Annotated in this window: 20 protein-coding genes, 1 tRNA gene and 1 pseudogene; 10 read left to right on the forward strand and 12 right to left on the reverse strand. The window is 61.2% G+C overall.

Annotation, left to right across the window (positions count from 1 at the left end; genetic code table 11):
* Window positions 1-98 precede the first annotated feature (98 nt).
* The 6 genes from AB4O16_RS03510 to AB4O16_RS03535 form a co-directional block, all read right to left on the reverse strand.
* Window positions 99-344, reverse strand: a complete 246-nt coding sequence (locus AB4O16_RS03510; RefSeq protein ID WP_007946457.1) for a 4Fe-4S dicluster domain-containing protein — start codon at window positions 342-344, stop codon at window positions 99-101.
* 26 nt (window positions 345-370) lie between these two features.
* Window positions 371-2101, reverse strand: a complete 1731-nt coding sequence (locus AB4O16_RS03515; protein ID WP_160386274.1) for a fumarate reductase/succinate dehydrogenase flavoprotein subunit — start codon at window positions 2099-2101, stop codon at window positions 371-373.
* 2 nt (window positions 2102-2103) lie between these two features.
* Window positions 2104-2850, reverse strand: coding sequence for a GntR family transcriptional regulator (locus AB4O16_RS03520; protein ID WP_460157003.1), 747 nt, complete (start codon window positions 2848-2850; stop codon window positions 2104-2106).
* 210 nt (window positions 2851-3060) lie between these two features.
* Window positions 3061-4029: a Gfo/Idh/MocA family protein gene (locus AB4O16_RS03525; RefSeq protein ID WP_460157004.1), complete on the reverse strand. Its 969-nt coding sequence runs from the start codon at window positions 4027-4029 to the stop codon at window positions 3061-3063.
* A 15-nt stretch (window positions 4030-4044) separates the two neighbouring features.
* Window positions 4045-4932 carry a Dyp-type peroxidase gene (locus AB4O16_RS03530; protein ID WP_160386280.1) on the reverse strand — a complete coding sequence of 296 codons (888 nt, stop codon included), beginning with the start codon at window positions 4930-4932 and terminating at the stop codon, window positions 4045-4047.
* Between the two features lie 109 nt (window positions 4933-5041).
* Complete coding sequence (locus tag AB4O16_RS03535) at window positions 5042-6082, reverse strand: AraC family transcriptional regulator (protein WP_160386282.1); 1041 nt, start codon at window positions 6080-6082, stop codon at window positions 5042-5044.
* 208 nt (window positions 6083-6290) lie between these two features.
* Between AB4O16_RS03535 and AB4O16_RS03540 the strand changes: the two genes are divergently transcribed.
* Window positions 6291-7238: a SphA family protein gene (locus tag AB4O16_RS03540; protein ID WP_160386283.1), complete on the forward strand. Its 948-nt coding sequence runs from the start codon at window positions 6291-6293 to the stop codon at window positions 7236-7238.
* Window positions 7239-7438: 200 nt separating this feature from the next.
* Here AB4O16_RS03540 and AB4O16_RS03545 read toward each other — a convergent pair whose 3' ends face one another.
* The 3 genes from AB4O16_RS03545 to AB4O16_RS03555 all read right to left on the reverse strand — a co-directional run bounded on the left by AB4O16_RS03545 (window position 7439) and on the right by AB4O16_RS03555 (window position 10524).
* A complete protein-coding gene (locus AB4O16_RS03545) occupies window positions 7439-8647 on the reverse strand; it encodes a DSD1 family PLP-dependent enzyme (protein WP_460158028.1) in 1209 nt (402 codons plus the stop codon).
* A 79-nt stretch (window positions 8648-8726) separates the two neighbouring features.
* Window positions 8727-10115, reverse strand: coding sequence for a D-arabinono-1,4-lactone oxidase (locus AB4O16_RS03550; RefSeq protein WP_460157005.1), 1389 nt, complete (start codon window positions 10113-10115; stop codon window positions 8727-8729).
* Window positions 10116-10137: 22 nt separating this feature from the next.
* Window positions 10138-10524: a c-type cytochrome gene (locus tag AB4O16_RS03555; RefSeq protein ID WP_460157006.1), complete on the reverse strand. Its 387-nt coding sequence runs from the start codon at window positions 10522-10524 to the stop codon at window positions 10138-10140.
* A gap of 266 nt (window positions 10525-10790) precedes the next feature.
* On the opposite strand from AB4O16_RS03555, the gene AB4O16_RS03560 reads away from it, so the two are divergent.
* A complete protein-coding gene (locus tag AB4O16_RS03560) occupies window positions 10791-12416 on the forward strand; it encodes an NADP-dependent glyceraldehyde-3-phosphate dehydrogenase (RefSeq protein ID WP_160386286.1) in 1626 nt (541 codons plus the stop codon).
* A gap of 44 nt (window positions 12417-12460) precedes the next feature.
* Window positions 12461-13501 (forward strand): FUSC family protein, encoded by a 1041-nt coding sequence (locus AB4O16_RS03565; RefSeq protein WP_160386396.1) that lies wholly within the window; start codon window positions 12461-12463, stop codon window positions 13499-13501.
* 15 nt (window positions 13502-13516) lie between these two features.
* On the opposite strand, the gene AB4O16_RS03570 is transcribed toward AB4O16_RS03565, so the two are convergent.
* On the reverse strand, window positions 13517-14410 hold the full coding sequence (locus AB4O16_RS03570; protein ID WP_460157007.1) for a DMT family transporter: 894 nt from the start codon (window positions 14408-14410) through the stop codon (window positions 13517-13519).
* Window positions 14411-14546: 136 nt separating this feature from the next.
* On the opposite strand from AB4O16_RS03570, the gene AB4O16_RS03575 reads away from it, so the two are divergent.
* Window positions 14547-14984: an Lrp/AsnC family transcriptional regulator gene (locus AB4O16_RS03575; protein ID WP_160386290.1), complete on the forward strand. Its 438-nt coding sequence runs from the start codon at window positions 14547-14549 to the stop codon at window positions 14982-14984.
* 56 nt (window positions 14985-15040) lie between these two features.
* A complete protein-coding gene (locus AB4O16_RS03580; protein ID WP_160386292.1) occupies window positions 15041-15370 on the forward strand; it encodes a YceK/YidQ family lipoprotein in 330 nt (109 codons plus the stop codon).
* A 59-nt stretch (window positions 15371-15429) separates the two neighbouring features.
* On the opposite strand, the gene AB4O16_RS03585 is transcribed toward AB4O16_RS03580, so the two are convergent.
* Window positions 15430-16101 (reverse strand): Bax inhibitor-1/YccA family protein, encoded by a 672-nt coding sequence (locus AB4O16_RS03585; RefSeq protein ID WP_103393095.1) that lies wholly within the window; start codon window positions 16099-16101, stop codon window positions 15430-15432.
* A 123-nt stretch (window positions 16102-16224) separates the two neighbouring features.
* Between AB4O16_RS03585 and AB4O16_RS03590 the strand changes: the two genes are divergently transcribed.
* The 5 genes and pseudogenes from AB4O16_RS03590 to AB4O16_RS03610 all read left to right on the forward strand — a co-directional run.
* Window positions 16225-16312: transfer RNA gene (locus AB4O16_RS03590), tRNA-Ser, on the forward strand.
* Between the two features lie 560 nt (window positions 16313-16872).
* A complete protein-coding gene (locus AB4O16_RS03595) occupies window positions 16873-17379 on the forward strand; it encodes a sigma-70 family RNA polymerase sigma factor (protein ID WP_160386294.1) in 507 nt (168 codons plus the stop codon).
* On the forward strand, window positions 17376-18344 hold the full coding sequence (locus AB4O16_RS03600) for a FecR domain-containing protein (RefSeq protein WP_460157008.1): 969 nt from the start codon (window positions 17376-17378) through the stop codon (window positions 18342-18344). The genes AB4O16_RS03595 and AB4O16_RS03600 overlap by 4 nt, the downstream gene beginning before the upstream one ends.
* Before the next feature lie 95 nt (window positions 18345-18439).
* On the forward strand, window positions 18440-20866 hold the full coding sequence (locus AB4O16_RS03605; RefSeq protein WP_460157009.1) for a TonB-dependent siderophore receptor: 2427 nt from the start codon (window positions 18440-18442) through the stop codon (window positions 20864-20866).
* Window positions 20867-20959: 93 nt separating this feature from the next.
* Window positions 20960-21052 (forward strand): annotated as a pseudogene (locus AB4O16_RS03610) (patatin-like phospholipase family protein); the annotation flags it as partial.
* A 443-nt stretch (window positions 21053-21495) separates the two neighbouring features.
* On the opposite strand, the gene AB4O16_RS03615 reads toward AB4O16_RS03610, so the two are convergent.
* Complete coding sequence (locus AB4O16_RS03615) at window positions 21496-21975, reverse strand: VOC family protein (RefSeq protein WP_460157010.1); 480 nt, start codon at window positions 21973-21975, stop codon at window positions 21496-21498.
* Window positions 21976-21998 lie beyond the last annotated feature (23 nt).

Here is a 21998-nt window from a genome sequence, read left to right on the forward strand (position 1 = left end):
TGGCCTCATCGCTGGCAAGCCAGCTCCCACAGGGTTCTTTGGTGTTTTCAGATGTTGAGGTGCTGCACAAATCATTGTGGGAGCAACTGTGTTCACATTCAGCGCAATAAATAGGGGATCTCGACTTTCACCGCGCCCGTCGGGCAGTCCTTTTCACAGGGCATGCAGTACCAGCATTCATCGAAGGCCATGTAGGCCTTTTGCGTGGCCGGGTTGATCGCCAGCAGGTCCATCGGGCAAACGTCGACGCATACGGTGCAGCCTTTGTGGGCGATGCAAAGGTCCTCGTCGACCGTGACCGGTGCGTTGGAGCGGAAGAAGATTTCCTGGGGTTGGTAAGCCATGTTCGGTCTCTCTTTGATTGTCGGCATCAAGCCGCATCGGCACCGACCCGCAACCGGTCGTAAGCCTGCATCTCGTCGGCATCCAGCGGGATGATGTAAGGCTCGACGGCTTTCTTGAAGCTGCTCATCAAACCGTTCTGGTCTTTCTTCAGGTGGCAATGGCAGAACCAGTCGCGATCGTTGCGTTGCGGGTGATCGACGCGATGGTGGTACAGCCCCCAGCGGCTCTCGGCGCGGAACAATGAAGCGCGGGCGGCCATTTCGGCGCAGTCGCGGATCATGCTGACTTCCATGGCGCGCATCAGCTCATGGGCGTTGTGGGCCTTGATCTGGTCGAGGTCGCGCTGGATGTCGCTGAAGCGTTGCAGTCCGATCTGCATCTTCTTGGTCACTTTCGGCGGTTGCAGGTAGTCGTTGACGAAGCGCCGCAGCTTGTACTCGACCTGGGCCGGTGGCAGGCCGTGTTCGCGATCGAGCGGCGCGTAGACCCGCTGTTTTTCCGCTTCGATCTGTGCCACATCGAGGGCGGAAAACTCACGCCCGGCGACAAAATCCGCCGCGTTGTTGCCGGCGAACCAGCCGTAGGTGAAGGCGCCGAGCATGTAGTTGTGCGGCACCGCGGCCATGTCACCGGCCGAGTACAAACCCTTGACCGAGGTCTCGGCCTTCTCGTTGACCCACACCCCCGACGCCGAATGCCCGCTGCAAAAGCCGATCTCGGAGATGTGCATCTCGACCATCTGCGTGCGGTAGTCCGTACCGCGATTGGCGTGGAACTGGCCGCGACTCGGACGCTCGTTGCTGTGCAGGATCTCTTCGATGTTCTGGATGGTTTCCTCGGCCAGGTGATCGAGCTTGAGGAACACCGGGCCGTTGCCGCTTTCCAGTTCCTGATGGAACTCCCACATCATCTGCCCGCTCCAGTAGTCGCACTCGATGAAGCGCTCGCCCTTGTTGTTGGCGGTGTAGCCGCCCAGGGGACCGGTGACGTAGGCGCAGGCCGGGCCGTTGTAGTCCTTGATCAGCGGGTTGATCTGGAAGCACTCCAGGTTCGCCAGCTCGGCCCCGGCGTGGTAGGCCATCGAGTAGCCGTCGCCGGCATTGGTCGGGTTTTCGTAGGTGCCCATCAGGTAACCCGAGGACGGCAAGCCGAGGCGTCCGGCGGCACCGCAGGCGAGGATCACCGCCTTGGCCTTGATCACATGGAAGTCCGCGGTGCGGCAATCGAAGCCCATCACGCCGTTGACCGCGCCCTCTTCATCCGTCAGCAAGCGCGTGCAGACCAGGCGATTGGTGATGCTCACCCGCGCGCGTTTCAACTGGCGGTACAGGACTTTCTTGATGTCGTGCCCTTCCGGCATCGGCAGCACGTAGGCGCCCATGTGGTGGACCTTCTTCACCGCGTAGTCGCCGGTTTCGTCCTTCTCGAACTTCACGCCCCAGCGGTCCAGTTGCTCGATGGTCTCGAAGCTGTGGGTGGCATAGGCGTACACCGCGGCCTGGTTGACGATGCCGTCGTTGGCGATGGTGATTTCCTTGGTGTACTGCTCCGGCGTCGAGTGGCCGGGAATGATCGCGTTGTTCAGGCCGTCCATGCCCATGCTGATCGCGCCGCTGCGCTTGACGTTGGCCTTGTCGATCAACAACACCCGCAGGTCGCGGTTGCGTTCCTTGGCCTTGATCGCCGCCATGGGGCCGGCGGTGCCGCCGCCGATCACGACGATGTCGTATTCCTGTTCGAGGGTGTTGCGTGTCATGTTCAAGCCCCTTTGTGCCGGTCGATCCGCAGGCGGTACTGGAAGGCATCGCCACGGTAGTAAAGGTGTTCGAAGTCCAGCGGCTGGCCGGCACAGTCGTGGGTCAGGCGCTCGATACGCATGATCGGCGAGCCGGGTTCGACGTTCAGCGCCTGGGTCAGGTCGCTGTCGGCCAGTACCGCATCGATGGCCAGGTCAGCGTGGCCCAGGGCCAGGCCGCAGTCGTTTTCCAGGATCAGGAAGATGTCGCGGGTGACCAGGTCGGCCTTTTCCAGACGCTCACCAATGGTCTTGGGCAGGTAAGTGACCTCCAGGGACACCGGCTCGCGATTGATCAGGCGCACCCGTTTGATCTGCGCCACGATCTCGCCTTCGGCGACCTGCAAACGCTCGGCGACGAGCTTGTCGGCGGCGATGAACTTGAAGCTGCGCAGACGGTTGATCACCTCATAGCCACGCCCGGTCATGGACTCGGCCAGGCCTTGCAGGGTGCTGACGTTCTGGAAGGTTTTCGGCTTGGCGACGAAGGTGCCTTTGCCGTGGATCTTGAAGATCAGCCCTTCCTTCTGCAGGTCGCCCAAGGCCTGGCGCACGGTGATGCGACTGACCTTGAACAACGCGCCAAGCTCGCTTTCGGAAGGCATCTGGCTGTCTTGCGGGTACTCGCCGTCGAGGATGCGCGCACGCAGCACGTCTCGCAGCTGGGTGTGCAGCGGGACGCTGCTCAGGGATAGAACGTTATCGGTCATGGCAGATCACTTGTTATAACGAGTTATGACGTGATCTTAGAGAGGTTATGGCAGGCTTGAGAAATACCGAATGCGCATAAGGTTAGATGCGCAACGCAATCCGAAACTGTAGGAGCGAGCCTGCTCGCGATAAACCCGAGAACGCCGTGGGGTGTCAGACTTCCAGCGTTATCGTTGACGACCATCGCGAGCAGGCTCGCTCCTACAGGTTCAGTGGCGCTTGAGGATCTGGTCCATGACCCAATCGGTCTTCAGCGCTTCGCCGGCCACGGCCGGATGCTGTGCCTCGCCACGAATATGTGCATTCATGCCCAATACGTGGTGCCACTGGATGTGGGCGTGATGCTCGATGGTCAGGCTCAGGTGTTCATCGGCGTGCAGTTCGACCGGGTGCTCATCGAACACCGAGAACGTGATCCGGCCTTGGCTGCCGATCACTTCGACGCGGTCTTCGCGACGGTCTGCAACGAAGTTCCAGCAGCCCATGCCCAGTGCCCCGCTGGCAAACCGCCAAGTGGCGCTGACGGCATCTTCGGCGGCATACAAACCGGCCTGCCGGGCGGTGAACCCGGCCACTTCGACGATATCGCCGAACAGGTACTGGAACAGGTCCAGGCCATGGCTGGCCAGGTCGGCGAAGTAACCGCCACCGGCAATCGCCGGGGCGGTGCGCCAATTGTTCGCGCCCTCCAGATCCGCCGCCGACGGGGTTTTGGTGAGGGTCCAGGTCAAGTGCCGGACCTCGCCGATCCGCCCCTCCTCCAGCCATTGCCGCACTTGCCGGAAGCGTGGCAGCGAACGCCGGTAATAGGAGACGAACAGGTGCAGCCCGGCATCGGCGAACACCTGCTGCATCTCGCGGCTTTGCCCGGCGTTCAGCGCCATCGGTTTTTCCACGCAGCAATGCTTGCCGGCGGCGGCCACCTGCAAGGCGTAGGCGTGATGACTGTCGGGCGGCGTGGCGATGTACACCGCGTCGACCTCGGGATCGTTGATCAACGCTTGCGCATCGGTGTAGACCCGCGCGATGCCGTGGCGAGCGGCGTAGTCGGTGACGGCTTCCAGGCGCCGGCCCATGACCGCCACCAAGGCCGATCCGGGCGCCTTGTAGAAAGCCGGGCCGCTTTTGCGTTCAGCGACACTGCCACAACCGATCATGCCCCAGCGCACCCGGTTCATAAGCTCTCCTTTTGCTCAGCCGACGCGCAATGCGCGCAGGTCCAGTCGACCGTCCTTGAGCGGCGGGCACCAGTAGTAGCCACCGGTGAGCGGACGGCTGATGCGGTACAGACCGTCGGTGATGCCGTCTTCCAGGCCGCTCATGCGACGCAGTTGAGCTTCGAAGGCGTCGAGGGAAAAACCGAAGGCCAGGAACATCAGGCCGGCACGCTCGCCTTCGATCCACGGCATCGAGCGGCGCACCACGAAGGCCTCGGGCGCGAAGCTTTCCTGGGCGGTGCGTTTGACGTGGGCGGAAACCGGCGCGTCGTCGATCTCTTCGTTGTCGCTCAGGCGGCGGCCCATGATGTTGTCCTTGTCATCGGCCGACAGCGCATGGAAACCTTGCAAGTCGTGCTGCCATTGCTGGATCGCGGCGAAGCTGCCACCGACCGTGCCGTCCGCGCCCTCACCCACCAGGGCGGCAGCGGCTGCGGCTTCATCGTGGGGGTTTTCGGTGCCGTCTTCGTAGCCGGTCAGGTCATGGCCGGTCATGTGGCGGAAGGTTTCGTTCATCTGCACCAGGCGCAACGCCGGAGCCAATGCGGCGGCGATGGCATTGCTGCGGTTGAGCAACTCACCACGGTCTTCGCCGTGCAGCCAGCACCAGAGCGCGTGCTGGGTCGACGGGTTGTCGACGCCTACGCCGGTCAGTGCCGGGAATGGCCGCAGACCTTCGATCTGCCCGTCCAGCGCCTTGACCAGGGACTCGCCGAAGCCGACCACCACCGACTTGCCGTCCACCAGCCCTTGCAGCTTATCGAGCGCGGCCGGCAGTGCAGCGGCGGATTCGAGCGCGAAGAACATATGGCGGGCTTGAGGCGGAACGGGGGTGGCGAGAATGCCCGGCTGGTAATGACTCATATGAACTCCTTGAAAAAGAGCACGGAGTTTAACCGGAGTATGAGGGTTTGTGTGCCGTCGGAGGCCAGGAACCTGTGGTGAAAAGCCAAGCCCTTTCACCACAAAGAGATCAAACCAGGCTGGGGCTGTCGTTGCGGAACGCGCTCGGGCTCATGCCGGTCCAGCGCTTGAACGCCCGGCGAAAGCTGCGCACGTCGCTGTAGCCGACTTCTTCGGTGATGCGTTCGATGGACATGTCCGGGTTGGCCAGCAGGCTCATGGTGCGGGCCTGGCGCACCTGTTCCAGCAAGGTTTCGAACGTCAGCGCGTGTTCGGTGAGACGGCGGCGCAAGGTGCGGCTACTCATGTTCAGGTCGCCGGCGATTTTCTCGATGTGGCTGCCCTCGGTCAGGTCCCGGGCAATCGCCCGTTCCACCGCCTGGATCAGATCCATTTTCTGGTGCACTTGCGCCGCTTCCAGCTCGAGCAGTTTCACTGCCTGGCGCAGGGCCAGGGAATGGTGATTGGGCAACTGCACGTCCAACCAATGGGCATCGATCAGCATGCGGTTTTGCAGGCAGCCGAAACGCACGTCCGGCCCCAGCAGGCGTGCATATTCGTCGAGATAGCCCGGCGCGGCATGCATGAATTCCACGGCCACCGGCTTGAAATCCGCCCCGACCAGCGCCCGGCCGTAGACCAGCAGGCTGGCGAAAAACTCCTCGACCGCGAACAACTGCACGTCGGCGAACGGCAAGCGGCATTCAACGTCGACAAACACCCGATCACCCGCCTCCTCCACACTCGATACGACAATGCCCCCCGACGTGTGTTGATGGCGGATGCCCAGTTCAAAGGCATCGCGCAGGGTCTTGCACAGCGACAACACGTGCCCCAGCAGCCCCAGCGTACCGAGCACGTTCTGCGCGCCGACCCACAGGCCCAGGCCCTGATTGGGCAGGACTTTGAGCGCGCGCTGAATCATGGCCACGGCCTGGCGATAGGAAATGCGCTGCGCGGGGTCCTGAAGGTCTTCGAAGTTGAAACCCAAGCCTCGGCACAGGCTCTGTGGGTCGATGCCTTTTTGCTCGGCCACGTCGGCCAGGGTCTGCAGGAGAAACGGCGACACCAGCGCCAGTTCAAAGGTGGGGTCAATCACTTTCATTTGCATGGGGCTATACATTCCGGGTCGAGCTGCATTCTTATTTTTGTAACCGGTTATGTCGAAGGAAGTTAGCACAGGGTGCAAAGGCTGTCCGCAGAAGTCCCCCTAAATGGCCGCCAATACCCTGCCTTGCAGGGCGCAGACAGCTTATTTCTATGTTGCGGCCCTCGTATGGATGCCGGACAGCCCGCCAACAATAATAACGAGTACACCCATGACCCCGATCCGCAAGACACTTCCCCTGATGGTCATCAGCCTGGCCGGCGTCTGCGCCCTGCAACCGGCACTGGCCACCGAGGCCGGCGTGGACAACATCGGCCCCGGCACCGACGGCTACTTCATGTTGCCGCTGTCGCCCGACAGCCTTCCGGACAACATGCTTGCCTTCAACCTCTACTACAACCACTACAAGGCCACGAAGCTGAACATCAGCTCGTTCGGCGGCAAGGTGCCGAACGTCGAGATCGAATCCACGGCGGTCATTCCGCGCCTGGATTACCTCAGCCCGGTGCGCGTGTTCGGCGGCCGGCTGGCGGGTTACATCGCGCAGCCCTGGCTCAAGCAGGAAGTCTCGGTGTTCGGCCTGCCGCAGGACACCCGTGAAGGCATGGGTGACACAACGTTTGCGCCGATCATTCTCTGGGACATGGGCCCGAACCTGACCCTGGGCGCCGCCATTGAAGTCACGGTGCCGACCGGCGAATACAGCGTCGATCGCCTGGCCAACACCAGCAACAACTTCTACACCTACAAACCGCTGTTCTCCTTCACCTGGCTGCCGACGGACAGAACCGAGGTGTCGATGAAGACCACCTACAGCTTCAACGAGAAGAACAAGGACACCGACTACAAGTCGGGGCAGATTTTCCACTTCGACTATTCCGCCAGTTTCAAGATCACCGATGACCTGATGTTCGGGCTGAACGGCTACTACCTCAAGCAGACCACCGACGACAAACAGTTCGGCCACACCGTGCAGTTCAATGGCGAGGACGTGAACGACGGAGTGCGTGGGCAGGTGTTTGCGATCGGTCCGGCACTGCACTGGACCTTTCTCAAATATGCCAGCGCGGAGATTCGCTGGGCCAAGGAGTTCGACGTGGAGAACCGGCCTGAAGGGGAAATGCTTTGGGCCAAGGTCAGTATTCCCTATGCGTTTTGACTGAACTGACGCCATCGCTGGCAAGCCAGCTCCCACAGGTATCTGCGGCGTACAAAAATTTGTGTACGACAAAATTCACTGTAGGAGCTGGCTTGCCAGCTCCCACAGGTATCTACGGCGTACAAAAATTTGTGTACGACAAAATTCACTGTGGGAGCTGGCTTGCCAGCGATGGCGGCGGCACAGCCACAAAAAATCCCTCAGGAATACACCGGCCAGCTCTCCACAATCTTCCCACCCCGAACCGCCAGCAAATCCCCGAACTGCAACAACACCGACTCCGTCTGGGTCGGGCGCAAGAACACCTGATCTTCAACCGCCAACCCCACCGCCGCCGAGCCGTTGACCATTTCCTGGTTCGAACTGCGGCCATACACACCATTGCTCTGCAACCCCGCTGGCGATTCGAGCTCGGCCATCCAGTTACCGCCATAGATGAAATACGTCTCGCGCTGATTGGTGTCCCACCAGGAGAACAGCCTGGATTTGTCGTCCAGCGCCGGAATGTTCACCGCCCCGGTGCTTTTCAATACCGGCGTGGCGATGTAGGCCGCTGGCACATGCTCGATCAGTGACGGCAAATCATAGTGAGTGGGCTTGAGCATCGCGGTCCCCACCGACACTTCGCTGCTGAGCTGTTCGCGTTCATGCATGCCATAGCTCGGGCTGCCGGCCGTATTGAGCGTCAGCCCTGCATGCCACAAACCGGGGTACTGTTGACGGGTGAAATCGACACAGCGCTTGTAGATCACCATCACCTTGGCAAACAGCTCTTCGGGCGAGCCCAGAATCCCCGGCACGCCCATGCCCACGAACGGGTCGTAGCCCATGAACCCGGCGAACTCCAGGTGCTGCGGGTGCTGGCTGATCAGCGCCAGCATCTGCCCGAGTACGCCAAGGTCGCTGACACCGCCGCGATGCAGGCCGACATCCAGTTCAATGTTCACCCGCAACCGCGTGCCCAGCCCCTGGGCCAGGGCGAGGTATTGCTGCAAGCGCTGCGGCGTATCGAGCAGCCATTGCAATTGCTTCGCCGGGTCGAAGGGCCCCTTGTGCGATTGATAGAACAGCTCGGCCGAACGCACCGGCAGCGGCTTGCCCAACAGGATGTCGGCGGCGGGAAACTGCACGGCGTCATGATTGAGGAACGGTTGGTGAAACGACATCAGGCGTTGCGTGCCGGCGCGCCGGGCGATGTAGCTCAAGAGTCCCGGTGCCGGCAGTGATTTTTCCACCAGGCGCAGGTGTTTGCCGCCACGCTTGACCGACTGCATCACCACATCGACGTTGTGATCGAGCCGGTCGAGATCGATCAGCATCACCGGGCGCATCGGCCCGTGGTCCTTGAGTTCGGCGTTCAGCATGCGGAAGTAATCGCTGTACGGCGCACCCCGGTCACCCGGGCGCAGCCACGCCCCGACACCCACCAGCAAGGCGCCGACACCCGCAGTGCCGAGCAGGAAATTGCGGCGATTGACGGCCATCAGCTCACCCCAGGATCGATGACAAATGCGCATTGAGGAATTTGCCGCTGGGGTCGAGCGCCTGCCGCACCTCGATGAACTCCTGCCAGCGCGGGTACAGCGGCTGCAGGTTTTTCGCGTTCAGCGTGTGCAACTTGCCCCAGTGCGGCCGGCCGTTGTACTTCCAGAAGATCGGCTCGATGGCGGCGAAGAAGTTGTGATGGTCCATCTGGTAATGCTGGTGCACCGAGATCGAACAACTGTCGCGGCCTTCGAACATGCTCAGAGGAATGTCGTCGGCCTTTACGTAGCGGTACTCGATCGGAAACCAGGTGCGCAGGTCCTTGTCCTGGATCAGCTTGAGGATCTCGCGCAAACAGGCCGGGCCGTATTCGGCCGGCACGGAATACTCCATTTCGTTGAAACGCACAGTACGCACGTTGGCGTAGATGTCGAACGAATCGCCCACCCGGTCATCGAAACTGGCCAGGTGGCGCAGGCTGTTGAGCATGCTGCGGCGCAAGTCCGGAAAATCACTGCCGTATTTGTCGATCTTCTCGATCAGCGTGACAAACTCGTTGCCACCCTCCTCATCCGCCGGCACCGGCGGTGTGGCCGGGTCGGTGGTTTCGTTCAAGGCGATCGACAAGGCGTAATCGGAATGGGTCACCACGAGCATTTCCCAGTGCTGGTTTTCCCTGGTGTTCTTGTCCAGGTCTTCCAGCAGCTCTTCGGTTTTAGCGATCCACTGGCGCTCCCGCAAGCGATACGCCGGGCGATTTTGCAGACGAACTTTCGTGGCCACCCCGAGTGCGCCGAGTGATACCCGGGCGGCGTTGAACACTTCAGGATGACGCGTGCTGTCGCAGTCCACGACCTCGCCGCTGGCGGTCACCAACTGCAAGCCACAGACATGCGCCGAATAGGATTGAAAGTGCTTGCCGGTACCGTGGGTCGAGGTCGAGATCGCACCGGCCAGGGTCTGGTAATCGATATCGGCCATGTTCTGCAGGGCCTGACCGATGTCCTTGAGCGGCGTGCCCATGCGTGACATCGGCGTGCCGGCGGCGAACTCGGCTTGCAGGGTCTGCGGGTCGTGATCGAGCAAGCCCGTGAAATAGCTCAGCGACAGCAAGGTGCCGTCGGTGGGCACCAGCGCGCTGAAGGAATGCGCCGAGCCCACCGGGCGAATCCTGCCGGGGGCCTGGCGCACCACTTGCGTCAACTCATCCAGGTTCTTTGGCGCCAGTCGCGCCGCCGGCAGGCAGCTCTGGCCGCCCGACCAGTTGCGCCAGGGAATCAGTCGTGGCGCGCGCAGCAACTCGGCCAGTGCCGGCGTCGAGCCGAGCGCGGTAAAGGCGCCAATGACGCTCGCCCGTTGCAACAACTGACGCCGTGTCAGGTCCATCGTCATGAATCGCACCCTGCCGTTCTTGTTATTGGATGGGCTGGCCGGACATAAAGGCAATCAGCGCCAGGAACTGTTCTTGCGAACACTGCATGCACATGCCCATCGGCGGCATGCCGTTGTAACCGTTGATCGCGTGATCGAGCAGCGTGTCGGCACCCTGCAATACCCGTGGTTGCCAGGCCTTGATGTCGCCGGTCAGCGGCGCCCCGGCCGCCGGGTTGGCATGGCACAGCTTGCAGCTGTTGTCGTAGACCTGCGCCAGCTCGGCGTCGGCGGGCCGTGCGGCGCCTGCTTCGCTGCGGGTCGGCGGGGTGTTCGACTGTTCGCCGCACCCCGCCAGCAACACCGCGAAGATGCACCCCGCCAAGGCCAAACAAAGGCTAGGCTTTTCAGTTAATCGGCTTGCCCGCATGGCGGTCCTCTCATGGGCTGCCCGGCCAGCCGGGTGCAGCTTTTTTATTGTGATCAAGCTGAGGTCAACACTAAGGCACCCGGCGTGGGTGGGTTGAGGGCATTGGGGGCCAACTAGGGGCGCTTCTGAGGCCATGACGCAGGGCGTCGATAAATCGGCAATCCGTCACGCCGTGGGGCAAAACCCTGAGATGAGTCATGACAAGGGTAACCGGGGTCTGCTAAAACGATTCATCAGTGCATCACCCAATCCAGAGGGGTAGCGACATGACCACAGCCAACATTCTCCAGAACCTGTTCCCGAGCCCCGCCGACATCCCGGAAAAATACCGCCTCGACGGCCAGACCGAGCAGCGCGAGTACCTGGTCGATGGCGTGCTGAAAACCTGGAACGGGCCGCTGGCCCAGGTCCGCAGCCCGGTGTACTTGAACGGCCCGGATGGCGACGAGCAAGTGATCCTCGGCAGCACGCCGCTGCTGGATGCCGAGACCGCATTGACCGCCCTCGACGCCGCCGTCCGTGCTTATGACCGCGGTCAGGGCCTGTGGCCGACCATGCGCGTGGCCGAGCGCATCCAGCACGTCGAAACCTTCCTGGGGCGCATGCGCGAGCAGCGCGAAGCCGTGGTCAAGCTGCTGATGTGGGAGATCGGCAAGAACCTCAAGGATTCGGAAAAAGAGTTCGACCGCACCTGCGACTACATCGTCGACACCATCAACGCGCTGAAGGAACTCGACCGCCGCTCCAGCCGCTTTGAACTGGAACAGGACACCCTCGGCCAGATCCGTCGCGTGCCGATGGGCGTGGCCCTGTGCATGGGGCCTTACAACTATCCGTTGAACGAAACCTTCACCACGCTGATCCCGGCGCTGATCATGGGCAACACCGTGGTGTTCAAGCCGGCCAAACTCGGCGTGCTGCTGATTCGCCCGCTGCTGGAGGCCTTCCGCGACAGCTTCCCGGCCGGAGTGATCAACGTCATCTACGGCAGCGGCCGCGAGACGGTCAGCGCGCTGATGGCCAGCGGCAAGATCGACATCTTTGCCTTCATCGGCACCAACAAGGCCGCCAGCGACCTGAAAAAACTCCACCCCCGACCTCACCGCTTGCGCGCGGCGCTGGGCCTGGATGCGAAAAACCCGGGCATCGTCCTGCCGGAAGTGGACCTGGACAACGCGGTCAGTGAAGCGCTGACCGGCTCGCTGTCATTCAATGGCCAGCGCTGCACCGCCCTGAAAATCCTGTTCGTTCACGAAGACGTGGTCGAGTCCTTCATCGACAAGTTCAATGCCAGGCTCGCCAGCCTCAAGCCCGGCATGCCCTGGGAAAGCGGCGTCGCCCTGACACCCCTGCCGGAATCGGGCAAGGTCGCCTATCTGCACGCACTGGTGGCGGATGCCGAGAGCAAAGGCGCCAGGGTGGTCAACCCCAACGGCGGCGAGGCCCGGGCGTCGTTCTTCTACCCGGCGGTGCTGTACCCGGTCACGCCGCAGATGCGCGTTTATCAGGAAGAACAGTTTGGCCCGGTCGTCCCGATCGTGCCGTACCGTCATCTGGATACCGTGATCGATTACGTGCTCGAGTCGGACTTCGGCCAGCAGCTGAGCATCTTCGGCACCAACCCGGTGGCGGTCGGCCGCCTGGTGGACACCTTCGCCAATCAGGTCGGGCGCATCAACCTCAATGCGCAATGCCAGCGCGGCCCGGACACCTATCCTTTCAATGGGCGCAAGAACTCGGCCGAAGGCACCTTGTCGGTGCATGACGCACTGCGGGTGTTTTCGATCCGCACCCTGGTGGCCACCAAATTCCAGGAGACCAACAAGGACCTGATCAGCGAGATCATCAGCGGCCGCAGTTCGAGTTTCCTGACCACCGACTACATCTTCTGAGGAGCGCCAGCCTGAGTACGTCCACAGCCCAACGTTTGCCACCGCTGCTGCGCCGCTTGTTGCGGCCCTTGCTCGACCCGTACCGGCGCTACCGCCATGCCCGGGTGATCCATGCGGTGCGCGTATCGCTGGGGTTGCTGGCGACGATCCTGCTGACCACCGGGATCAACCTGCCCCATGGTGAGTGGGCCTCGGTGACGATGCTGGTGGTGATCGGCGGCTTGCAGCACCACGGCAACATCGGCAAGAAAGCCGCCGAGCGCGCCATCGGCACCTTGATCGGCGCCGGTGTCGGCCTGGCGCTGGTGGCACAACACGCCTGGCTCGGGATGCCTTGGCTGACTTATTTCGCGATGTCGGTGGTCTGCGGGTTTTTCTCGTATCACGCCATCGGCAAGGGGGGTTACACGGCGCTGCTGTCGGCGATTACCGTGTTCATCGTCGCGGGGCACGGCGACAACCCGGTCACCGACGGCTTGTGGCGCGGGGTGGACATCCTGATCGGCATTGCCCTGGCCCTGGCGTTTTCCTTCGCCCTGCCGCTGTACGCGGTATATTCCTGGCGCTACAACCTGGCCGATGCGCTACGTGATTGCGCGAAAGTCTACGGGCGCATCATTGACGGCCAGGCCATCACCGCCGACGAACACCTCAAGCTCATGACTCGCCTGAACGCGGCGATGGTGCAACTGCGCTCGTTGATGCCGTCCGTGTCCAAGGAAGTGAAGATTTCCATGACCGAACTGGACGCCATCCAGCGCAACCTGCGCATGTGCGTGAGCACCCTGGAGATCCTCGCCAATACCCGACCCGACGCCAATGATCCCGAGGCGATGAGGCTGATGCAAACGGCATTGAAAGCCGAGCATCGACAGATTCGCGTGCAATTGATCGGCATGGCCAGGGCGTTGAAATCGGGCGCCGCCCAGCGGCTCAATCGTCCTGTGGATGTGCCGCTTGTCAGCCTCGATGCCCCGGTCTACAACACGCTGGATGGCTATCGTTTGTTGACTCAACAACTGGCCGCCAACGTCGGCGAGATGCGCCAACGCCTGGCCAAAAGCGCGCCGCGCTGGAACATCTGACGCCTGGCTCGCGGGTTACGGCGTCACCGTGCGCCGAAACTTCAACGACCAGCCTTGTTGCATGCCGGCAGCCGCCAGCAGAATCGCCGCGACACCGAGCCATTGCAGCGGCTCCAGGCGATGGCCAAAGGCAAACCAGTCGACGAAAATCGCCGCGATCGGGTAGATGAAGGACAGCGCCCCCGTCAGCGCAGTCGGCAGTTTCTGGATGGCACCGTACAGCAACACGTACATCACGCCGGTGTGCACCATGCCCAGCGTCACCAGGCTGGCCCACGCGCTCGGCGCCTGCGGCAATACGGAAAGATTGGCGAAGGGCGCGAGCAACAACACACCGGTGCTGACCTGGATCAGCGCGATCAAGTGCGGTGGTGTCCCCGTCAAACGCTTGATGATCAGCGCGGCAATCGCGTACAGAAGCGCCGCGCCCAAGGCCAGGGCAATCCCCGTCAGGTAATCGCTGCCGCTCTCGCCCTGGCTGCCATGGGCGCTGACGATTGCCAGCATCCCGAGGAACGACACGCCCAGCCAGAGCAGTTTCTGCGTGGTGATCTTTTCGTTGAGGAACAGCGCCGCCAACCCGACCAGCATGAACGGCTGGACGTTATAGACGGCGGTGCCGATGGCAATCGACGCCCGGGAATAGGACGCGAACAACAGCACCCAGTTGCCGACAATCGCCAAACCGCTGAGCACCGCCAGCAAGAAGGTCGTGCGGGTCAGAATGCCGGGGCGCAGAAAGCCGAATGCCGCGCAAATCAGCAGCAAGGTGCCGGCACCGAACAGGCAGCGCCAGAACACCACATCGAGCACCGGTTGCCCGGACACCAGCACGAACCAGCCGATGGTGCCGGAGATCAGCATGGCGGCCGTCATTTCGAGCGAGCCGCGGCGTAGGGTTTTGTCCATCATCAGACTCCTGTGTTTGTGGGCAAAGTATGCCAATGCACCCAGGCACCACTCCATAGCAAAAAGCAGGCTAAACTCGGGATCTGCCTTTTTTATCAAGGCCGTTTTGAATAAATGCCTAACAGAGGATTTCGCCATGACCGATGACATCGACCAGGTGCTGATCGCGGCCCTGATGGAAGATTCGCGACGTTCGCTCAAGGCCCTGGCGCAGATCAGCGGCCTGTCCTCCCCCAGTGTCGCCGAGCGTCTGCGCCGCCTGGAAGAGCGTGGTGTGCTCAAGGGCTACACCGTGGAGATCGACCCGAAGAGCTTTGGTTATCAACTCCAGGCCATCGTGCGCATTCGCCCGTTGCCCGGGCAACTGCAGGAAGTGGAGCGGCAAATCATGGCCATTCCCGAATTCACCGAGTGCGACAAGGTCACCGGCGACGACTGTTTCATTGCGCGCCTGCATGTGCGCTCGATGGAACAACTGGACACCCTGCTCGACCGCCTCAACACCCACGCTGAAACCAATACGGCCATCGTCAAGAAAACTCCGGTCAAGCGCCGGTTGCCGCCCATGGCGTAAGTGATATTTGTTTCAGAGTGAAGTAGATTGGCGTTTTCCGGCGAAGGATTGACGGTATGAAAACTCAGGCAATGCTGCTCGCGGCAATGATGCTGGCGGGTTGCGGCACGATTCAGACGGTTGTGCGCAGTGACGAAGTGGCCTCCAAAAGCCTCAGGGAACAGAAGAGTTATTGCGGCGCCGTACCACGTATCTACAGCGGCGTGACCTACGATTTCTGCTACCTGAACGCCCCCCTCGAAGACGGTCGGGATGCCCAGGTACATGGTCCCGCCCCCGCCGTGGTGTTGCTCGACGTGGTCGTGTCCGGGGCGATGGATACCTTGCTGCTGCCCTACACCATCTACCGCCAGCAAGCCGATGGCAGCATTGTCATTACAGAGTAGTGCTGAATTTCAGGTAATAAAAAACCCGCCTGGGCGGGTTTTTTACTCAATGCCGACGATCAGTCATCGCGACCCATGATGCCGAACAGCTGCAACAGGCTGATGAACAGGTTGTAGATCGACACATACAGGCTGATGGTAGCCATGATGTAGTTACGCTCGCCGCCATGAATGATGGCGCTGGTCTGGAACAGGATGCAGACCGAGGAGAACAGCACGAAACCTGCGCTGATCGCCAGTTGCAGGCCGCTGATCTGGAAGAACATGCCCGCCAGCGTCGCACCCAGCAGCACGAAGAAGCCCGCCGTGATGAAACCGCCGAGGAAGCTCATGTCCTTGCGGGTGATCAGCACATACGCCGACAGACCGCCGAACACCAGCGCCGTCATTGCGAACGCCGAGCTGACCACTTCCGCGCCGCCCTGCATACCCAGGTAACGGTTGAGGATCGGGCCGAGCAGGAAACCCATGAAACCGGTCAGGGCAAATGCCGACACCAGGCCCCAGGCCGAATCACGGAGTTTGTTGGTGAGGAAGAAAAGACCGTAGAAGCCGATCAGCACCACGAAAATATTCGGGTAGCCAACACGCATCTGCTGGGCAACAAAGGCCATTACACCGCTGAAAGCCAGGGTCAGGGCGAGCAAGCCGTATGTGTTGCGCAGGACGCGGCTAACCTCTAGCTGCTCAGCCTGCACGCTGTTATTAACTGCGTAATCCTGTTCGCGCATGGCGACACTCCTGTTGGTTTGAAACGTTCAGTCGCAAAGATCATAACAGACGCCCTGTAACAAGCTATGCAGAGAGTTTGACAGTGTGTTTCATTCAGGTATTATGGCGCCCGCAACGCAAACGGAGGTGTGGCCGAGTGGTTTAAGGCAACGGTCTTGAAAACCGTCGACTGTAACAGGTCCATGAGTTCGAATCCCATCGCCTCCGCCATCTTTATACGACAAAGCCCTGATTATTCAGGGCTTTGTCGTTTCTGGCTTTCCGCTTTTCACATCCAGATCCTGATCCGTTACAAAACTCTCCTGATTCAACCCCTACTCCGGCGTTCTGCTGACCGTTAAAAAGCCTTCATGAAATACAGTGCTTCACTGACCTCATAACCGAGGAGCTCAAGGTGATGAGCAACGGTGCTCAACACAACTCGCACCAAAACAGGACCATGCTCGTCGCCAGGCCGCTAGCGGAGATCCCGATTCCAAACATCACGCCGCAAAACAGAGTTTTTGCCCACATGGCCCGAACCTCCGGATACCGCATTCAATGAATGCTTGAGTATGAGTACCTGAGCAAAATCCAGGCCATTTGGCATAGGTACAGTCCTGGCTCGGCAATTGCTCTGAGACGGTCTCTTCGAGTGGTGAAAATTCCCCGGAAAAGGGTTCGCTCCCCCTGCATTTTTGGGTAAACCACCCAAAGGACAGGATTGCACTGGCGCTCATCCCACAGGTACTATTGAGAACGATTTACACTAACATCTGGAAAGCCGACCAGTGCAATCTCCTCCGTCCAGCAAGCTGGGATTCTTTTTCAGCGATCACCACCGTTGGCTGCTGCAGCATATTCATCGACACCTGCGCAATCACGCGGACGCAGAGGACACCGCCGCCGATACGTTTTGCCAGTTACTGGTGGCGCGGGTCGATCCCGACAGCATCGAACAACCTCGCGCTTACCTTTCGACCATTGCCCGGCGGCTGATCTTTGACCGTCATCGCCGGCGCAAGCTGGAGCTGGCCTACCTTGAGCGCTTGTCCAACCTGCCCGAGGCGCTGGCCCCCTCCCCCGAAGAACAGCTGCTGTTGATCGAAGCCCTGGTGGCCATCGACCGGGCTATCGACGGCTTGCCGATGCTCGTCAAGGCCACGTTCCTCTATAGCCAACTGGATGGCCTGAGCTATGTCGCGATTGCGCAGAAGCTGGGGCTGTCGGAGCGCACTGTCAGTCGCTACATGAAACAGGCATTGCGTCAGTGCTATCTGAGCGAAGTATCGCCATGAGCAAGCCGCGCCTGGACCCCGTCAGTGAGCAGGCCATCGACTGGATGGTCAGGCTTCGCGCCGGTACGCCCGATGCAGCACTGCAGGAACGTTTCAACGCGTGGCTGGCGATGGATCGTGCGCACAGCCAGGCCTGGGCAACGTTGCAGGATCGTCTCGGCGGTTCGTTCAACACGGTTCGCGCGCTGGATCGGCGTTTGCCCGGTCAGGCCAGCGAAGCCCGGCAAGTGCTCTTGCAGCCTCATGGTTCGCGGCGCGACGCCTTGCGCGTGATCGCGGGTCTGGGCCTGCTCGGCGGCGGTGTGTGGCTGGGCGCCGGGAGTCAGCTGGGTGACGCGCTGCTGGCTGACCTGCACACCGGACGCGGCGAGCGTCAAGACTTCAATCTGGCCGACGGCAGTCGCCTGAGCTTGAACGCCAACAGCGCGGTGGACCTGCGCTTCGATGACAAGCAACGGCTGGTGATCCTGCGCCACGGTGAACTGGTGATTGACGTGGCGCCCGATCCCCGCCGGCCGTTGCGCGTGCGCACCGCTGAAGGTGAAGTGCGCGCGCTGGGTACCCGGTTTCTCGTGGCCCAGGAGCAAGAAGCCAGCCGACTGGTGGTGTTGCAGCATTCGGTCGAAGCACGGTTGTTCGACGGCACAGTGCAAGTTGTGCAGGAAGGTCAGTCGGCGCTGCTGCATGCCCGGCAAATTGCCCTCCTTGCCGGCGATCAGCGCAGGCGAGCCGACTGGTTGAACGGCAGGCTGAATGTGCTGGACGAATCCCTTGAGCAAGTGGTCGACGCCCTGCGCCCTTACAGTCGCGGTTTTGTCCGCGTGGCACCCCAGGTTCGCGGCTTGCGTGTCCAGGGTGTGTTTCCGCTTGACGATCCCGACCGCGCGTTCAATGCCCTGGCAGAAACCCTGCCCATACGGGTGGATCGCTACAGCCCCTGGCTGACGCTGATCGGTTCGAAGTAAAACGCTGTTTTTTTGATAATCGATCTTATTCGTGTCCGGTTTTCATTTCTCATCCCACCTATCTCCTGACACTTCCAAACAAACAGGAGAATGTTGTGTTCAACACATGGCCCCACGCCCTTTCCGCCGCCGTTGCCCTGGCAACCCTGGCGACCCCTGCCCTGGCGCAAAACCTGACCTTCAATCTGCCGGCCGGCCCACTCGCCGGCACGCTTAATGCGATCGCCGGCCAGAGCGGGCAAATCATCTCGCTGGAGCCAGCGCTGGTGCAGGGCAAACAGGCGCCATCGGTGATCGGCCAGATGTCGGCCGAGCAAGCGATGCAGAGGGCTCTATCGGGCAGCGACTTGCAGTTGCGCGTGACGGATCAAGGCAACTTCAGCGTTGAACCGGCTCCGCAGAGCGGCGCGGCACTGCAATTGGGTGTCACCAACATCGTTGAACGCAACACCGACGCCACTACCGAAGGCTCGGGTTCCTATGCCGCGCGGGCAGTGACCATCGGCAAAGGCACCCACACCCTCAAGGAAATTCCGCAGTCGGTCACGGTGATGACCCGCAAGCAGATGGACGATCAGGATATTGTCGATCTCAAGGACGCGGCCAACAAGACCACCGGCCTGGTCGGGGCCCAAGGCGTCGGCCGAGGCTTGATCCTCAGTTCCCGCGGTTTCCAGATCGATGACTGGCAATACGACGGCGTGCCGATTCCGCGCAACACCTACGCGCTGGGCAACTGGGCCACGCAGGACATGATCTTCTTCGATCGCATGGAAGTACTGCGTGGCGCATCCGGTCTGCTGCAAGGCACCGGCAGCCCTGGCGGCGCGGTCAACCTGGTGCGCAAACGCGGCCAGGCCGCACCGACAGTGACCCTCACCGGCAAGGCCGGCTCCTGGGATCATTACGGCCTGCAACTGGACGCCGGCGGGCCGCTGAACCAGAGCGGCACCGTCCGTGGACGCTTCATTGCCGACCAGGACGACAGCCACTCCTTCATCGATTCCGAATGGTACAAGACCACCTCGCTCTACGGCGCGCTGGACTTCGATCTGCGTGAAGACACCACCCTGGGTTTTGCGGTCAGCCAGTCCGACGGCGAATCGCGCTCGAACGTCCGCGGCTTCCCGCGCTACGCTGACGGCAAACCGATCGACCTGCCGCGCAAGACCTACACCGGTGCGAAGTGGAACCATTCGGACATCGATGTCACCACCCTCTACACCGACCTGGAACACCGTTTCAATGACGAATGGGCCTTCAAGGCCGGCGCCGTGCGCATGACGGAAACCAACAAAGCGAAGAACCAGCGGGTGCAAACCATCGACAACGGCATCGAGCCCGATGGCACCGGCGTGGAGTACGCCGACTTCGTGACAGACCTGGACTCCACCAAGATCGGCCTGGACATGAACCTCAATGGCAAGTTCGAAGCCTTGTCCATGCAGCAGGAAATCATGGTGGGCGGCAACTATTCCAAGTACCGCTCAGACGACAAATTCGCCCGGACCTTCAATGACGGCACCGACAATATCTTCGACATTGATCACGACCGTCCGGAGATCAGTTACGAAGGCTTGCTCGATTCCGGTGGATTCGGCACTCAGAGCAAATATGACATCCGCCAGAAAGGCCTGTATGGCAGTTGGCGAGTCAAGCCGATCGATCCGCTGACCCTGGTGCTCGGCTCGCGGGTCAGTTGGTACGACTACAGCTACACATCGTGGAGGCAGAACGCGACCAGCATGACCGCCGACCCTGAAAGCACCAGCAACGAAAACGGCGAAGTGACGCCCTACGCCGGCATTGTCTATGACCTGAGCCGCGAATGGGCGGTCTATGCCAGCTACACCGACGTGTTCACACCGCAAACCGAACGCGACACGGGCGGCTCGGTGCTCAAACCGATTATCGGCACCAACTACGAAATCGGCCTCAAGGGCGAGTTGCTCGATGGTCGGGTCAATACGTCCTTGGCCTTGTTCCGTTACGACCAGGAAAACCGCGCCACTCTCGATACAGAGGGTGAGCAATCCTGTAACGGTTGGTACTGCTCGAAGGCCTCGGGCAAAGTGCGCAGCCAGGGCCTCGACGCGGAAATCAGCGGTGAAGTGATCGACAACCTGCAACTGTTCGCCGGTTACACCTACAACACCACCAAGTACCTCAAGGACCCGGACAATGAAGGCAAAGTCTTCAGTTGGTGGACGCCCAAACACATGCTGCGCGTGTGGGGCAACTACCAGTTCAGCGGCGACTGGAACCGTGTGAGCACCGGTCTGGGCTTCACCGCCCAAACCCACACGCTGGGTTACGACCACGCCGTCAACGTACCGGGTTACGCCGTGTGGAATGCCCGTCTCGGCTACCAGCTCACGTCGGAAATCGAGCTGGCGATGAACGCCAACAACCTGTTTGACAAGACGTACTTCACGGCGGCCTACAACCAGATCAATGGCAACAACAACTACGGCGAACCGCGCAACGTGATGTTCAGCGTGAAGTACACCCCGACGTTCTGACCCCCATCGAGCCGGAATCCGTTTCCGGCAAGAGGGCCTTGCCGACCCGCCAGCGACACTTGTTCGAGACATTGGCGCACAGAGACTTCCGTCATGGCGAGCAAGACCGCAAGCGTATTCGCCGGCGGTGGCAGCCTGGGGGCGGTGCAGGTGGGAATGTTGCGGGCCCCCGTAGGAGCCGGCTTGCCGGCGATGGATTCAGGTGCGCCGCGTTTATCCGGGTTACACGCGTTATCGTTGACGACCATCGCTGGCAAGCCAGCTCCTACAAGGGACCGCGTCCGGATCGAAACACGCCATACCTGTAGGAGCCGGCTTGCTGGCGATGGATTCAGGTACGCCGCGTTTATCCGGGTTACACGCGTTATCGTTGACGATCATCGCTGGCAAGCCAGCTCCTACAAGGGACCGCGTCCGGATCGAAACACGCCATACCTGTAGGAGCCGGCTTGCCGGCGATGGACTCAGGTGCGCCGCGTTCATCCGGGTACACGCGTTATCGTTGACGACCATCGCTGGCAAGCCAGCTCCTACAAGGGACCGCGTGCTGGTCGAAACACGCAATACCTGTAGGAGCCGGCTTGCTGGCGATGAACTCAGGTGCGCCGCGTTTATCCGGATTACACGCGTTATCGTTGACGACCATCGCTGCGATGCGGCGACCCGACAGGCTGCCCTAGTTCCTGGGCCAACCCGATGAGTATTCCCTCGGGCCCCCGGATGTAGCAGAGACGATAGGCATCTTCGTAGCGGGCCACTTTGCCGACAAGCTGTGCGCCGCGCTTTTGCAGCCGGGCGAGTGTGTCGTCGATGTCCTCCACGGTGAACATCACGCGCAGGTATCCGAGGGCGTTCACCGGGGCGTTGCGGTGATCGGCGATCACGGGGGGTGCCAGAAACCGGGATATCTCGAGCCGGCTGTGACCGTCCGGCGTGCGCATCATGGCAATCTCGACGCGCATGTCATGCAATCCTGTGACGCCATCGGCCCACTCGCCTTCGATCGGAGCGCGGCCCTCGAGCTCAAGGCCCAGCTCGGTGAAGAACCCGATGGCAGCGTCGATGTCCTCTACAACGATGCCGATGTTGTCCATACGCTTGACCGTCATGATGTCTCCCTGGCACTTGAAGG

Source organism: Pseudomonas sp. S2_H10 (assembly GCF_054668285.1).

Bases quoted from the DNA above. Each gene is read 5' to 3' on its own strand.
- AB4O16_RS03575 (WP_160386290.1), top strand. From the start codon at position 14,547: ATGACCGATGACATCGACCAGGTGCTGATCGCGGCCCTGATGGAAGAT.
- AB4O16_RS03520 (WP_460157003.1), bottom strand. From the start codon at position 2,850: ATGACCGATAACGTTCTATCCCTGAGCAGCGTCCCGCTGCACACCCAG.
- AB4O16_RS03570 (WP_460157007.1), bottom strand. From the start codon at position 14,410: ATGGACAAAACCCTACGCCGCGGCTCGCTCGAAATGACGGCCGCCATG.
- AB4O16_RS03510 (WP_007946457.1), bottom strand. From the start codon at position 344: ATGGCTTACCAACCCCAGGAAATCTTCTTCCGCTCCAACGCACCGGTC.
- AB4O16_RS03535 (WP_160386282.1), bottom strand. From the start codon at position 6,082: ATGCAAATGAAAGTGATTGACCCCACCTTTGAACTGGCGCTGGTGTCG.
- AB4O16_RS03600 (WP_460157008.1), top strand. From the start codon at position 17,376: ATGAGCAAGCCGCGCCTGGACCCCGTCAGTGAGCAGGCCATCGACTGG.
- AB4O16_RS03515 (WP_160386274.1), bottom strand. From the start codon at position 2,101: ATGACACGCAACACCCTCGAACAGGAATACGACATCGTCGTGATCGGC.
- AB4O16_RS03540 (WP_160386283.1), top strand. From the start codon at position 6,291: ATGACCCCGATCCGCAAGACACTTCCCCTGATGGTCATCAGCCTGGCC.
- AB4O16_RS03555 (WP_460157006.1), bottom strand. From the start codon at position 10,524: ATGCGGGCAAGCCGATTAACTGAAAAGCCTAGCCTTTGTTTGGCCTTG.
- AB4O16_RS03560 (WP_160386286.1), top strand. From the start codon at position 10,791: ATGACCACAGCCAACATTCTCCAGAACCTGTTCCCGAGCCCCGCCGAC.
- AB4O16_RS03585 (WP_103393095.1), bottom strand. From the start codon at position 16,101: ATGCGCGAACAGGATTACGCAGTTAATAACAGCGTGCAGGCTGAGCAG.
- AB4O16_RS03530 (WP_160386280.1), bottom strand. From the start codon at position 4,932: ATGAGTCATTACCAGCCGGGCATTCTCGCCACCCCCGTTCCGCCTCAA.
- AB4O16_RS03525 (WP_460157004.1), bottom strand. From the start codon at position 4,029: ATGAACCGGGTGCGCTGGGGCATGATCGGTTGTGGCAGTGTCGCTGAA.
- AB4O16_RS03615 (WP_460157010.1), bottom strand. From the start codon at position 21,975: ATGACGGTCAAGCGTATGGACAACATCGGCATCGTTGTAGAGGACATC.
- AB4O16_RS03550 (WP_460157005.1), bottom strand. From the start codon at position 10,115: ATGACGATGGACCTGACACGGCGTCAGTTGTTGCAACGGGCGAGCGTC.
- AB4O16_RS03580 (WP_160386292.1), top strand. From the start codon at position 15,041: ATGAAAACTCAGGCAATGCTGCTCGCGGCAATGATGCTGGCGGGTTGC.